Source organism: Pseudomonas sp. SWRI111, from assembly GCF_014268555.1.
Taxonomy (GTDB): domain Bacteria; phylum Pseudomonadota; class Gammaproteobacteria; order Pseudomonadales; family Pseudomonadaceae; genus Aquipseudomonas; species Aquipseudomonas hamedanensis.
The window spans coordinates 18,542-31,713 of record NZ_JABWQQ010000014.1 but is presented as its reverse complement, the minus strand read 5'-3'; the positions used below and the strand labels follow the sequence as shown (position 1 = coordinate 31,713).

General features: G+C 59.2%; 16 protein-coding genes. 1 reads left to right on the top strand and 15 read right to left on the bottom strand.

Translation table 11 applies throughout. From position 1 onward, the window contains the following. Positions 1-125: 125 nt before the first annotated feature. From ybgF to HU755_RS16860, 15 genes are all read right to left on the bottom strand, one after another. Positions 126-959 (bottom strand): tol-pal system protein YbgF, encoded by an 834-nt coding sequence (gene ybgF / locus HU755_RS16930; RefSeq protein ID WP_186634652.1) that lies wholly within the window; start codon positions 957-959, stop codon positions 126-128. A 6-nt stretch (positions 960-965) separates the two neighbouring features. Next, positions 966-1,463 carry a peptidoglycan-associated lipoprotein Pal gene (pal, locus tag HU755_RS16925; protein ID WP_003178634.1) on the bottom strand — a complete coding sequence of 166 codons (498 nt, stop codon included), beginning with the start codon at positions 1,461-1,463 and terminating at the stop codon, positions 966-968. A 52-nt stretch (positions 1,464-1,515) separates the two neighbouring features. Then, positions 1,516-2,796 (bottom strand): Tol-Pal system beta propeller repeat protein TolB, encoded by a 1,281-nt coding sequence (gene tolB, locus HU755_RS16920; RefSeq protein ID WP_186621582.1) that lies wholly within the window; start codon positions 2,794-2,796, stop codon positions 1,516-1,518. 17 nt (positions 2,797-2,813) lie between these two features. Continuing rightward, positions 2,814-3,890 carry a cell envelope integrity protein TolA gene (tolA, locus tag HU755_RS16915; RefSeq protein ID WP_186621568.1) on the bottom strand — a complete coding sequence of 359 codons (1,077 nt, stop codon included), beginning with the start codon at positions 3,888-3,890 and terminating at the stop codon, positions 2,814-2,816. Further along, positions 3,890-4,342 carry a protein TolR gene (gene tolR / locus HU755_RS16910; RefSeq protein ID WP_160767866.1) on the bottom strand — a complete coding sequence of 151 codons (453 nt, stop codon included), beginning with the start codon at positions 4,340-4,342 and terminating at the stop codon, positions 3,890-3,892. The genes tolA and tolR overlap by 1 nt, the downstream gene beginning before the upstream one ends. A 23-nt stretch (positions 4,343-4,365) precedes the next feature. Next, positions 4,366-5,061, bottom strand: coding sequence for a protein TolQ (gene tolQ / locus HU755_RS16905; RefSeq protein WP_008080223.1), 696 nt, complete (start codon positions 5,059-5,061; stop codon positions 4,366-4,368). After that, positions 5,051-5,518 (bottom strand): tol-pal system-associated acyl-CoA thioesterase, encoded by a 468-nt coding sequence (gene ybgC, locus HU755_RS16900; RefSeq protein ID WP_090285611.1) that lies wholly within the window; start codon positions 5,516-5,518, stop codon positions 5,051-5,053. Before ybgC ends, tolQ begins: the two co-directional genes overlap by 11 nt. A gap of 127 nt (positions 5,519-5,645) precedes the next feature. Next, positions 5,646-6,707, bottom strand: coding sequence for a Holliday junction branch migration DNA helicase RuvB (gene ruvB / locus HU755_RS16895; RefSeq protein ID WP_186621565.1), 1,062 nt, complete (start codon positions 6,705-6,707; stop codon positions 5,646-5,648). Further along, positions 6,708-7,316, bottom strand: coding sequence for a Holliday junction branch migration protein RuvA (gene ruvA / locus HU755_RS16890; protein ID WP_186550556.1), 609 nt, complete (start codon positions 7,314-7,316; stop codon positions 6,708-6,710). Between the two features lie 114 nt (positions 7,317-7,430). After that, a complete protein-coding gene (gene ruvC / locus HU755_RS16885; RefSeq protein ID WP_016773501.1) occupies positions 7,431-7,958 on the bottom strand; it encodes a crossover junction endodeoxyribonuclease RuvC in 528 nt (175 codons plus the stop codon). Positions 7,959-8,110: 152 nt separating this feature from the next. Beyond that, positions 8,111-8,857, bottom strand: a complete 747-nt coding sequence (locus tag HU755_RS16880) for a YebC/PmpR family DNA-binding transcriptional regulator (protein ID WP_034153419.1) — start codon at positions 8,855-8,857, stop codon at positions 8,111-8,113. A 119-nt stretch (positions 8,858-8,976) separates the two neighbouring features. Beyond that, positions 8,977-10,752, bottom strand: coding sequence for an aspartate--tRNA ligase (gene aspS / locus HU755_RS16875; protein WP_186550554.1), 1,776 nt, complete (start codon positions 10,750-10,752; stop codon positions 8,977-8,979). Positions 10,753-10,851: 99 nt separating this feature from the next. Continuing rightward, positions 10,852-11,073, bottom strand: a complete 222-nt coding sequence (locus HU755_RS16870) for an FmdB family zinc ribbon protein (protein WP_016773499.1) — start codon at positions 11,071-11,073, stop codon at positions 10,852-10,854. A 129-nt stretch (positions 11,074-11,202) separates the two neighbouring features. Then, on the bottom strand, positions 11,203-11,541 hold the full coding sequence (locus HU755_RS16865; protein ID WP_186634650.1) for a ribbon-helix-helix domain-containing protein: 339 nt from the start codon (positions 11,539-11,541) through the stop codon (positions 11,203-11,205). 183 nt (positions 11,542-11,724) lie between these two features. Further along, a complete protein-coding gene (locus HU755_RS16860) occupies positions 11,725-12,195 on the bottom strand; it encodes a Dps family protein (RefSeq protein ID WP_007951212.1) in 471 nt (156 codons plus the stop codon). A gap of 311 nt (positions 12,196-12,506) precedes the next feature. On the opposite strand from HU755_RS16860, the gene HU755_RS27695 reads away from it, so the two are divergent. Continuing rightward, positions 12,507-13,109 carry a cold-shock protein gene (locus HU755_RS27695; RefSeq protein ID WP_186550550.1) on the top strand — a complete coding sequence of 201 codons (603 nt, stop codon included), beginning with the start codon at positions 12,507-12,509 and terminating at the stop codon, positions 13,107-13,109. Positions 13,110-13,172 lie beyond the last annotated feature (63 nt).

Below are 13,172 nucleotides of genomic sequence, written 5' to 3'. Positions count from 1 at the left end.
GTCAGGCACTTCAGGCAATCCCGCCAACGCGTAGACCGCCAGAAGCGTGTTTCAGAAAAAGGGCGTGAATTCTAACGAAAAAACCCGCGACAAGCGCGGGTTTCTTCGTGAAGGGTCAAACAGCCTTACATGCGCTGCAGATCGCGTTGAGCCAACTGCGCGGCGGAAGTGCCCGGATACTGGGCGACCACCTGCTGCAAAATGCCTTTGACCTTGTCGGTATGACCGAGGCGGCGCTCGACATCAGCCAGCTTGTACAGCGAGTCCGGCACTTTGTTGTGCTTGGGATAGAGCTGCGAAACCTTGGCAAAAGCCTGACCGGCGCCTTGCAGATCGCCTTTGGCCAGGTTCACTTCGCCCAACCAGTACTGGGCGTTGCCCGCGTACTGGCTGTTCGGGTACTTGCGCAGGAACGCGGCGAAAGCCTGGCTGGCCTTGTCGAAATCCTTGGCCTTGATCAGGTCGAAAGCGGCATCGTAATACAGCTTTTCCTTGGCCGGATCAGCCGGTTCGCTACTCGCTGCCGGCGCCTGGGCAGCCGCCCCGGCTCCTGCAGCAGCACCGGCAGCAGCACTTGCATCGCCACCGGCAGAAGAATTCTCAGGAGTCGCGGCTGGTGCAACGCCGGATCCTATGCGCCGATCAAGATCCTGGTATCGCTCCAGGGATTCCTGCTTCATGCGCGCAACCTGATTCTGCAGTTCTTCGATCACGCCTTGCTGGCGCGAGATCTGATCCTGCATCTGTTGCAATTGGTTGAACAGCATGCCTTGTGCCGAGGCAGGGGCCGAAGCCGCTCCCCCGGCATAGGCGCCGTTCGTACCGTAACCCGCAGGCGGATAACTGCTCCCGCTATTGTTATAACCGGAGTTGTCATCGACCACAGGAACCGCAGCCCACGCCGCAAGCGGCGCGAGGCTGAGAGCCAGAACAGTTACAGCACGACGGCACGTTCGCATATCGAATTACTTACGCAGTTCGACGCGACGGTTCTGGGCCCAGGACTGCTCGTCGTTGCCGGTAGCAACTGGACGCTCTTCGCCGTAGGAAACCAGTTCCAGCTGAGCTGGGGAAACGCCTTGCAGTACCAGGTAGCGCTGAACGGCTTTCGCACGACGCTCGCCCAGTGCCATGTTGTACTCACGAGTACCACGTTCGTCGGTGTTGCCTTCCAGAACAACGCGAGCGCCGTTTGCTTTCAGGTCTTTGGCGTGAACGTCCAGAGCGCGCATGGCTTCTGGCTTCAGGTCCGAGCTGTCGTATTCGAAGTAGAAGGTGGTGATTGCGCGCAGAGCAGCTTCTTCGCTCAGGGAACCGTCAACGGCACCAGTGTTTGCGCCGTAACCAGCGTTTGGATCAACAGCGCCTTCACCGGCGTTGTCGCCGCCTTTGGACGAGCAACCTACAGCTACAGCCATGGCCAGAGCCAGCGCAGCAAATTTACCAAACTTCAGCATTTCCATCGTGAAACTCCTAATGAACCCCAGTGTGTTAAGTAAAACGTGTAGCGCCGCGTCAGTTCAGGTAAGGGGACCAGGACGGTTCTCTGACTTCGCCTTGAGCGGTAGGAAGCGGGAGCCTCACGCGTCCATTAATGGACACGAGCATCAAGACTCCCCGGCCCTGCTGGCGGGTGGCGTAGATTACCATGGTGCCGTTGGGCGCAACAGTAGGTGACTCGTCCAGAGTGCTATCAGTGAGGATCTTTACACTGCCTCGCTGCAGATCCTGAGCTGCCACCTTGAAATTGGTGAAGCCATCCTGACGGTGGATCATCACCAAAGTCTTTTCATCGGCCGAGAGTTTAGGGTTGGCGTTGTAGTTGCCTACGAACGTCACACGCTCGGCACCACCGCCACTGGCGCTGGTTTTGTAGATCTGTGGTTTGCCGCCACGGTCGGAGGTGAAATAGATGGTCGAGCCATCCTTGCCCCAGTACGGTTCGGTGTTGATGCCAGGACCTGCGGTCACGCGGGTGATCTGACGCGAACCGAGGTTCATCACGTAGATGTCCGGGTTACCGTCCTTGGACAGCACGAACGCCAGGCGATTGCCGTCCGGCGACCAGGCTGGCGCACCGTTCAGGCCTTCGAAGTTGGTGATCTGCTCACGGCGACCGGTATCAATGTTCTGCATGAAGATACGTGGGCGCTTCTGCTCGAACGACACGTAGGCGATACGCTTGCCATCCGGTGCGAAACGCGGCGACAGGATCGGCTCGCGCGATTGCAGCAGAGTTACGGCGCGTGCACCGTCATAGTCCGAACGCTGCAGGGTATAGCGGGTGTTCTTCTCGGAGAACCGCTCGGCCGTCACGTACAGCAGACGGGTCGAAAACGCGCCTTTGATACCGGTGAGCTTTTCAAACGACTGGTCGGAGATGTAGTGCGCCATGTCGCGCAGCTGTTCGGTGGTACCGGAAACGCTGCCATCGGCCACTTTCTGTTCGGTAGCCACGTTGAACAGTGCCCACTGCACCTGCAGGCGACCGCCCGCTGGAACAATGCTGCCGACCATCATGTATTGCGCACCGACAGCCTTCCAGTCACGGAAGATGATTTCGCTCGGCTGGCTTGGCTGGCTGATCATGTTCTGCTTTGGAATCGGCGAGTAGTAGCCCGAGTTGCGCAGGTCATTGCCAATGATTTCAGCCATGTCGTCCGGCAGGACGGCACCGCCCTGGAAGCCGAACGGTACAACGGCGATCGGGGTGGCCCGATCGCTGCCGCTGGTGACCAGAATGTTCTTTTCATCCGCCATCGCGATCCCTGCCATGCAGCAGATCACGACCAGCATTCCTCGAAGAAGGTTTCTCACAAGGCTAAATCCTCAGGTGTGAATGTCATCTTGAACGAACGATACGGAGCGAAATCGCTCGGCTTCATTCCCTGCATTTCTGTCAAACGTCCAATATTCTTGACCGCCGCCACTGCCGAAGCATCGAACGGACCGTCGCCACTGGATTTGGCCACGCTGACCGAGGTCACCGTGCCGTCCGGCAACATGCCGATTTGCAGCACGACCGTCATGCCTTTGCGTGCCGAAGGAGGACGCGCCCACCCTTCTGCCGCTCGTGCCCGAATCAGGTCATCGAAACTGCCCGCGACTTCGTCGCCCTGCTCATCGGCCAGGGCCTGCTGGCGCTGCGGCGTATCGGAAAGCAAATCTGCCAGGGCCTGAGCCTTTTTGTCTTCGGCGGATTTACGTGCCGCTTCCTGCGCTTTCTTCTTCGCAGCATCGGCAGCCGCTTTCTTCTTCGCGTCCTCGGCGACTTTCTTCTTCGCCTCGTCAGCTTCAGCTTTCTTCTTGGCGTCTTCGGCGGCTTTCTTCTTCGCGTCTTCGACGATCTTCTTCTTGGCTTCTTCGGCAGCGGCTTTCTTGGCCTCTTCCTCGGCAGCCTTCTTCGCTTCGTCTTCGGCTTTCTTCTTGGCTATATCAGCCAATTGTTTCTCTTCAGCCTTTTTGGCCTCGGCTTTCTTCGCGTCGTCGGCTTTCTTGGCTTCATCAGCCTTTTTCGCTTCGTCCGCTTTTTTCGCCTCGTCGGCCTTCTTGGCTTCCTCGGCCTTTTGAGCCGCTTCCTCTTTCTTTTGTTCCGCCGCCTTCACCGCTTCCTGCTCGATCTTTTTCTGTTCCATCTGTTCGACTTCGGTCTGGCGCGCGGCGGATTTCTTCGCCTCACCCGCAATCTTCTGATTGGTCTGGGTGGTCGCCTGACTTTTTGATTTCAGCTGGTACAGAGTCGCCTGGACGATCGGCTTGGCCGGCGGCAGTTCCGGCGTGAAGGCAAAGCTGACGAACAGCATGCCGAACACCAGCACGTGCAGGACAATTGCCAGAACACTAGGCCAGAAGTAGCTTTCCGAGGCGGACGGCTCTCGCTGTTGCTGCATCAGGGGGCCTCGGTAATCAGACCAACGTTACCGACCCCGGCTTTCTGCAACCCGCCCATGGCACCCATGACGGCGCCGTAGTCGACAGTCTTGTCGCCACGAATGAACACCTGGGTACGTTTGCCGCCCTCGGTGCCGGCGCGAATGATCTTGGTCACCGCGTCCGTCATTTGCGGCAGGGTCATGGCCCTGTCCTGTTGCTTCTCGGTGTCGACTTCGCTGCCAAGGTTCCAGTAATAGGTCTTGTCAGCCTTGATCGAAATGGTCAGGACCTGGGTGTTGTTGTCCTGCGGCAAGGCTTCGCTGGAAACCTTGGGCAAATCAACTTTCACGCCCTGATTGAGCATCGGCGCGGTCACCATGAAGATGACCAGCAGCACCAACATCACGTCGATGTAAGGCACCACGTTCATCTCGGCGACCGGCTTGCGCTTTTTGCGAGCTCGAGCGATTAAAGCCATCGGGAAATACCTGCTTATTCTTCGCTGGTGTGCACTTTGCGGTGCAGGATCGCCTGGAATTCATCGGCGAAGGTGTAGTAACGGCCCAGCAAGGTTTCGCTGCGGGCAGCAAAACGGTTGTAAGCGATGACCGCCGGGATCGCGGCGAACAGGCCGATCGCGGTGGCGATCAGGGCTTCGGCGATACCCGGGGCCACGGTGGCCAGGGTCGCTTGCTGAGCGCTGGCCAGGCCGCGGAAGGAGTTCATGATGCCCCATACGGTACCGAACAGGCCGATGTACGGGCTGACCGAACCGACAGTGGCGAGGAACGGCAGGCTCTGCTCGAGCTTCTCTTCTTCACGCGAGATAGCCACGCGCATGGCACGGGCCACACCTTCCATCACCGCTTCAGGATCGACACCTGGCTGCTGACGCAGGCGGGAGAATTCCTTGAAACCGGCACGGAAAATCTGCTCGACGCCCGAATCCGGATCCGGGTTGCTGCCCGCCTGACGGTACAGCTTGGACAGGTCGATACCCGACCAGAAGCGCTCCTCGAAGCTCTCCAGGGCGCGTCGACCGGCACGCAGCAAGTTGCTGCGCTGAAAGATCATGATCCATGAGGTCACCGATGCGGCCACCAGAGTCAACATTACCAACTGCACCACGATGCTGGCATTGCTGACCAGGCTCCACATGGAGGAATGGTCGACGACGTTAGCTTCCACGCTTTATCTCCTGCTTTGAGTGTGTACCCGGGCCGACCGCGTCGGCGAAGGCCGCACGCAGGTCTTCGGGAAGGGCCCGGGGTTTCAAACTGTCGGTGCGCACGCAGGCCACCAAAAACTGCCCTTCACAGAGCAGCACATTATCCGTGGCCCGCCTGACCTGCTGTTTGAAGCGCAGGCTGGCACGGTTCAATTCGGTTACATCAGCGCTTACCAGCAGCTCGTCGTCCAGTCGCGCCGGCGCGTGGTAGCGCGCTTCGCTGGAATGCACGACGAACAACAGGTCCTCTCCGGCAAGCGCAGATTGGGCAAAGCCCAGTTCGCGAAGCCGCTCGGTTCGGGCCCGTTCCATAAACTTGAGGTAATTAACGTAATACACGATGCCGCCCGCATCGGTGTCTTCGTAATAAACGCGACAACGATGTGCGAACGGCCCAAGCCCGTTTTGCGCGCGCATACTCTAGTGCTTACTCCTCAGGTTGCCAATCCGGCCAGGCAACTGTTTTTCATTGATTCGAGGCTTTACCGTAAAAGTACCGTCGTCTGACAGTACAAACCCTGAATAAATCGACAGCAAATGTGTATCAGTCGTCCGCAGCATCGAGAAACTCGTCTGCCACGGGCATTTCGCCCATTCGTGACGGAATGTTTAAACCGAAATGCAGATAGGCGTGTCGCGTCACCACCCTGCCCCGCGGCGTGCGCATGATGTAGCCCTGTTGAATCAGATACGGTTCCAGCACGTCTTCGATGGTATGGCGCTCTTCGCTGATCGCGGCGGCAAGACTGTCGATCCCGACCGGCCCGCCATCGAACTTCTCGATCATGGTCAGCAGCAGACGCCGGTCCTGATGATCGAAACCGTGTTCATCGACATCCAGCAGGTTCAGCGCCAGGTCCGCCACCGCTTTGGTGATGTGGCCCTTGGCGCGGACTTCAGCGAAGTCGCGCACTCGACGCAGCAGGCGGTTGGCGATCCGTGGCGTACCCCGGGCGCGACGAGCGATCTCGAACGACCCCTCCGGATCGAGCGGCAAACCAAGAATGGCCGCCGAACGACTGACAATCGTCGCCAGATCCGCCGTGCTGTAGAACTCCAGGCGCTGGACGATACCGAAACGGTCGCGCAACGGATTGGTCAGCATGCCGGCCCGGGTGGTCGCGCCGACCAGGGTGAACGGTGGCAGATCCAGTTTGATCGAGCGCGCCGCCGGCCCTTCGCCGATCATGATGTCGAGCTGAAAGTCTTCCATCGCCGGGTACAGCACTTCTTCCACGATCGGCGACAGACGATGGATTTCGTCGATGAACAACACGTCGTGCGGCTCAAGGTTGGTCAGCAATGCCGCCAGATCACCCGGACGCTCAAGCACCGGCCCCGAGGTGCTCTTGATCGACACGCCCATTTCCTGCGCGATGATATTGGCCAGGGTCGTTTTGCCCAGCCCCGGCGGACCAAAGATCAGCGTGTGATCCAACGATTCGCTACGGCCGCGAGCGGCCTGGATGAACAGCTCCATCTGCTCGCGCACGGTCGGCTGGCCAATGTAATCGGCCAGGCTGACCGGGCGGATGGCGCGATCCTGGACTTCTTCGCGTTCGCGCGGGCTGTGCGCGGCGGCAATCAGACGATCAGCTTCAATCACTTAAATCATTCCCTTCAGGGCGCGGCGGATCATGTCTTCACTGCTCAGGTTTTTCTCTTTGATCGCGGAAATCGCCTTACTCGCTTCCTGCGGCTTATAGCCCAGGGAAATCAATGCACTGACCGCATCGTTCTCGGCGGTATTGACCGGCGCCGGGCCGTCCGGCTGATTCGGCACCAGCGCAAACATCGCCGGCGAGGTTTCCCAAGCCTTGAAGCGATCCTTGAGCTCGACCAACAGACGCTCGGCGGTCTTCTTGCCGACGCCCGGCACCTTGGTCAGCGCCGACGTGTCCTGGGACTGCACGCAACGAATCAGCTCATCGACTTCCAGGCTCGACATCAGCGCCAGCGCCAGTTTCGGCCCGACCCCATTGAGACGGATCAACTCACGGAAAAAGTCTCGCTCACGCTTGCCGGCAAAGCCATAGAGCAACTGCGCATCTTCGCGTACGACCAAGTGGGTATGCAGGGTCAGCGGTTCACCGACCGACGGCAGACGATAAAGGGTGGTCATGGGCACTTCCAGCTCATAGCCAAGGCCGTTTACATCCAGAATCAGGTGCGGCGGCTGTTTCTCAGCCAGGGTGCCGCGCAAGCGTCCAATCACGTTTTGAATCCTTGAGCGCTGGCCAGCCGTGGGCTGGCGACGATTGAATAGGGCTTGCGCGCCGACAACACAGGCATCGTAAAGCCACTTTCAGGAAAATTGATGCTGATGCTATCAGAGACGCAGGCGCCCGCCACGACTGCGTGCGGTTCCCAAGCCGTGCGGCAACAGACTGGAGCGGGTGTGGGCGTGACAAATGGCAATAGCGAGGGCATCCGAGGCATCGATTTGCGGTTTGCTGGTCAGCTTGAGCATGTGCATGACCATCATTTGCACCTGTTCTTTATTGGCAGCACCGGTGCCGACCACAGCCTGCTTGACCTGCGTGGCGGTGTATTCGGCGATTTCCAGGCATTCTTCTGCGCCGGCAACAATCGCTGCGCCGCGCGCCTGACCCAGCTTAAGCGCCGAGTCGGCGTTCTTCGCCATGAAGACCTTCTCGATGCCCATGGTCACCGGGCCGTAGGTCTTGATGATCTCGCGCACGCCGCGATAGACGATTTGCAGACGCTCATGCAGCTCGCCGGACCCGGTGCGAATACAGCCCGAGGCCACATAGATGCAGCCGCCCCGCCCGGTATCGCGAACGATCCCGTAACCGGTGATGCGCGAACCGGGGTCGATACCAAGAATTAGAGTCATAACGCCTGCAGTAAGAGCAAAAAATTCAGAACGGCGAATTACCCATGTGGGAGCGGGCTTGCTCGCGAAAGCGGGGTGTCATCCAGCAAGGGTGTTGCTGATACGCCGCCTTCGCGAGCAAGCCCGCTCCCACATTCAATCCTAGTCGCTGATCAGCCGAGCTGGGCGGCCACGTCTTCGGGGATATCCGCGTTGGAATAGACGTTCTGCACGTCATCCAGGTCTTCAAGCATGTCGATCAGCTTGAGCACTTTCTCCGCACCTTCCAGATCCAGTTCGGCGCTGGTGGTCGGCTGCATGACGATTTCCGCGTCATCACCTTTGAATCCAGCGGCTTCCAGTGCATTACGCACCGCATAGAAGCTGGTGAAGGAGGTAAACACGTCGATCGAACCGTCTTCGTGCGTAACCACGTCATCGGCATCCGCTTCCAGCGCTGCTTCGGTCAGCGCGTCTTCATCGACGCCTGGCGCAAAGCTGATCTGACCCTTGCGCTCGAACAGATACGCCACCGAACCGTCAGTGCCCAGGTTTCCGCCACACTTGCTGAAAGCGTGGCGCACCGCGGCGGCGGTACGGTTGCGGTTGTCGGTCATGCACTCGACCATCACCGCCACGCCGCCCGGGCCGTAACCTTCGTAGGTCAGCTCTTCGACATTGTCAGCCTCGGTGGCACCGGCACCGCGCGCCACGGCGCGGTCGATGATGTCACGGCTCATGTTGGCGCTCAGCGCCTTGTCCAGGGCCAGACGCAAACGCGGGTTGGAACCCGGATCGCCGCCGCCCTGCCGGGCCGCAACGGTCAGTTCACGGATCCACTTGGTGAAGATCTTGCCCCTCTTGGCATCCTGACGTTCTTTGCGGTGCTTGATGTTTGCCCACTTGGAATGACCTGCCATAACTCGCTCCGAATTCTCTTTGAAACCTTGCCCGCCCTGCTTGTGCAGCGCCAGCAATTAAAAAATCTCGACCTGAGAAAGAAAAAAGGCGCATCCGAAGATGCGCCTTCAGGCCCGTCTTACTCAGCCTTTGGCGTTTCGCGCAAACGAATGTGCAGCTCGCGCAATGCCTTGGCGTCCACCACGCCCGGTGCTTGCGTCATTACGTCGGCAGCACTCTGGGTTTTCGGGAAGGCGATCACTTCGCGGATCGACTGGGCGCCGGTCATCAGCATCACCAGACGGTCCAGACCGAAGGCCAGACCACCGTGCGGCGGTGCACCGTACTTCAGGGCGTCAAGCAGGAAGCCGAATTTCTCTTCCTGTTCCGCTTCATTGATGCCCAGCAGACGGAATACCGCTTGCTGCATTTCCTTGCGGTGGATACGGATCGAACCGCCGCCCAGCTCAGTACCGTTCAACACCATGTCGTACGCGCGGGACAGCGCGCCGGCCGGGTTGGCTTCGAGTTCTTGCGGCGAGCACTTCGGCGCGGTGAACGGGTGGTGCAGTGCGGAGAAGCTGCCGTCGTCGTTCTCTTCGAACATCGGGAAGTCGACGACCCACATTGGCGCCCACTCGCAGGTCAGCAGCTTGAGGTCGTGGCCGAGCTTGATGCGCAGCGCGCCCAGGGCTTCGCTGACGATCTTGGCCTTGTCGGCACCGAAGAACACGATGTCGCCATCGACTGCGCCAACGCGATCGAGGATCACGTTGAGCTTGTCTTCAGGGATGTTTTTCACGATCGGCGATTGCAGACCCTCAACACCGGCCGCGCGCTCGTTGACCTTGATGTACGCCAGGCCCTTGGCACCGTAGATGCCGACGAACTTGGTGTAATCGTCGATCTGCTTGCGCGGCATGCTCGCCCCGCCAGGAACGCGCAGTGCGGCGATACGGCATTTCGGGTCGTTGGCCGGACCGCTGAATACTTTGAAGTCGACTTCTTTCAACTGGTCGGCAACGTCAACCAGTTCCAGCGGGATACGCAGATCCGGCTTGTCCGAACCGTAGCGGCGCATGGCTTCTTCGAAGGTCATGTGCGGGAATTCACCGAATTCCAGACCCAGCACTTCCTTGAACAGGTTGCGGATCATCTGCTCGGTCAGGCCCATGATCTCTTTTTCATCGAGGAAGCTGGTCTCGATGTCGATCTGGGTGAATTCAGGCTGACGGTCGGCACGCAGGTCTTCGTCACGGAAGCATTTGGCGATCTGGTAGTAACGGTCGAAACCGGCCACCATCAGCAGTTGCTTGAACAGTTGCGGCGATTGCGGCAGGGCGAAGAACGAACCGGCGTGGGTGCGGCTCGGCACCAGATAGTCACGCGCACCTTCAGGGGTGGCACGGGTCAGGATCGGCGTTTCGACGTCGAGGAAGCCGTTCTCGTCGAGGAAGCGACGAATGCTGGTGGTCATGCGCGAACGCAGGCGCAGCTTCTCGGCCATTTCCGGACGACGCAGGTCGAGGAAGCGATAGCGCAGACGGGTTTCTTCGCCGACGTCGGAGTATTCGTTGAGCGGGAACGGCGGGGTTTCCGACTCGTTCAACACTTCAAGTTCGTAACCCAGCACTTCAATCATGCCCGAGGCCATGTTGGCGTTGGTGGCGCCGGCCGGACGCAGGCGCACCTTGCCGGTGATCTTCACGACGTACTCACTGCGCACGCGATCGGCAGCGGCGAAGCTCTCGGCGCGATCCGGATCGAATACCACCTGGGCCAGACCATCACGATCACGGATATCGAGGAAAATCACCCCGCCGTGGTCGCGGCGACGGTGAACCCATCCGCAAAGGGTAATTTCCTGGCCATCCAGGCTTTCGTTCAGTTGGCCGCAATAGTGGCTGCGCATCATGATAATGGTTCGCTTCTCGTCATTCGATATTCGGTGGAGATTCCGGCGCACTGAGGCGGTGCGGAAACTCACGCGTGTCGTTCGTCCAGGGATTGAACCCTAGTCAGCTTTGTCGCCACCGGCCAGGTTCTTCTTGGCTCCGGTCTTGAAATCGGTCTCGTACCAACCGTTGCCGCTGAGGCGAAAACCCGGCATGGACAGCTGCTTCTTCAGTTCGGGCGCCTGGCAGGCCGGGCAGTCGACCAGCGGTGCGTCACTGATCTTTTGGATGGCTTCCAACTGATGACCACAGGAAGCACATTGGTAATCGTACATCGGCATGGAGGTGTCTCGGCGATCAGGTTGCCGCCGCGCGCGGGGCTTTGCGGCGAAAGGGCGGGATTATATCGATTAAATGCCGCCTGTGCAGCCGTAAGACTGCACAGGCAGCGGCCTCGTTTGCAACCGTCGCTAGGGCGAATCGGTCGGCGTCGCTTGCCGGACGCCATTCATGACACACACCACTCGCACCAGCGCGCTGAAATTCTTCACCCCGCCATGGCGCAGATGCACTTCACGGTCGACGTGGGACAGCAGCGAGCTGATCGAACAGCAATTGTCTGCGGCCATGTTACCGAGGATGTTCCAGTAAACCTGCTCCAGCCGCAGGCAGGTCGCATAACCGTTCAGCCGCACGGATCGGGACAATGGCTGAATCAATGCCATGTCGAATGCGTGGATGAACGGATCGACTTTCAATTCATGTGGCAAGCCGACAACCCTGCCGCCTCGCCTGTCTCCTTCTACCATATCGCTGACACTCCTTTGCCATCTCTGCTTGTTTGAAAAGTCACATCCTGTGGCTTTCATAAAAGCGCAGACACAAAGTTATATCCAGACGACTAATTGACCGTCACCGTAGGATAAGCCGACGACACAGGTAAGATTGCGGACAGCGCGCGAGCCATGAACCTGATGGCCCGCGCGCCCGGCTTACGCTTCCAGCAGTGCGCGCAGCATCCACGCGGTCTTCTCGTGCACCTGCATGCGCTGGGTCAGCAGGTCAGCGGTCGGCTCGTCGCTGACCTTGTCGAGCAGCGGGAAGATGCCCCGCGCGGTGCGAGTCACCGCTTCCTGACCTTCAACCAATTGCTTGATCATGTCCTCGGCGCTCGGTACGCCCTCCTCTTCCTTGATGGAAGAAAGACGGGCGTAGGTGGCATAGGCGCCCGGTGCCGGGAAGCCCAGCGCGCGGATACGCTCGGCGATCGAGTCCACCGCCAGCGCCAGTTCGTTGTATTGCTCCTCGAACATCAAGTGCAGGGTGCGGAACATCGGACCGGTGACGTTCCAGTGGAAGTTATGGGTTTTCAGGTACAGCACGTAAGTGTCCGACAGCAGGCGTGACAGCCCTTCGACGATGGACTTGCGGTCTTCTTCACTGATACCGATATCGATTGCCATGTTTACCCCCTAAAGGCGATTGAATTCATCCAACAGGTGCAGACCCACTCTAGCAAGACTGCCGGCAGCCTGCCGACCCCAAACGGCCAACAGGCTGCGACAAATCGACCGACAGCGTGCCATTGGCCGGGCTGATTTGAGTAGCCGCAGGCTTTGCTGTTAAATAGGCAGTGTGTCGCCATGCCCCATTTTCCGGGGTGTTGCGCATAGGCTGATGCCGTGAACGTGTCCACCGCCTCTTATTTTGTTCCGAAGCGAACCGTGCGCCTTCAGCTCTTCCTTGTGAGCCGTCATAACGTGAGCCAATCAAAATGTTGAAAATCGTCCACCTGCTAATGGGCGCAGCAGCCTTGCTGCTGTCGTTCATACCCAGCCTGAAATCCGAAGCCGTTCCTTACCTGCAACAACCCGATGCACTTTACCTGGCCTTTTTCGGCCTGCTGAACCTGGTCATTGCCCCAGTGATTCCTTACTGGAACAAAGGCCCGCGCCAGCATCTGCAAAACCTGGTCAGCGCGCTGCTGGTACTGACCGTCGTCCTGCAAACCCTGACCCTGATCGCGCCGATGCCCGTCATTGCCGGCCAGCCTGCGGTGTTGTTCAGCCTGTTGATCGCCGTGGTTGCCGTGGTGCTGCACCTGGCCGTCAGCTTCTACAAGTCGTCGCCGGCGGCTGCGCCGACCCATTACGACATGAGCAACCGCGATACCGGCACCGTGAAGTGGTTCAACACCTCGAAGGGTTTCGGGTTTATCTCCCGGGATTCCGGTGATGATATTTTCGTGCACTTTCGCGCCATCCGTGGCGAAGGCCACCGCGTTCTGGTTGAAGGCCAGCGCGTCGAGTTCTCGGTGATGAACCGCGACAAAGGCCTGCAAGCCGAGGACGTCATCGCCGCCTTGCCGCGCCGCTGATCCAAGGCAAAAAAAACCGCGAGCAGCCTGGCTGTTCGCGGTTTTTTCATGCCTGTCGAATGG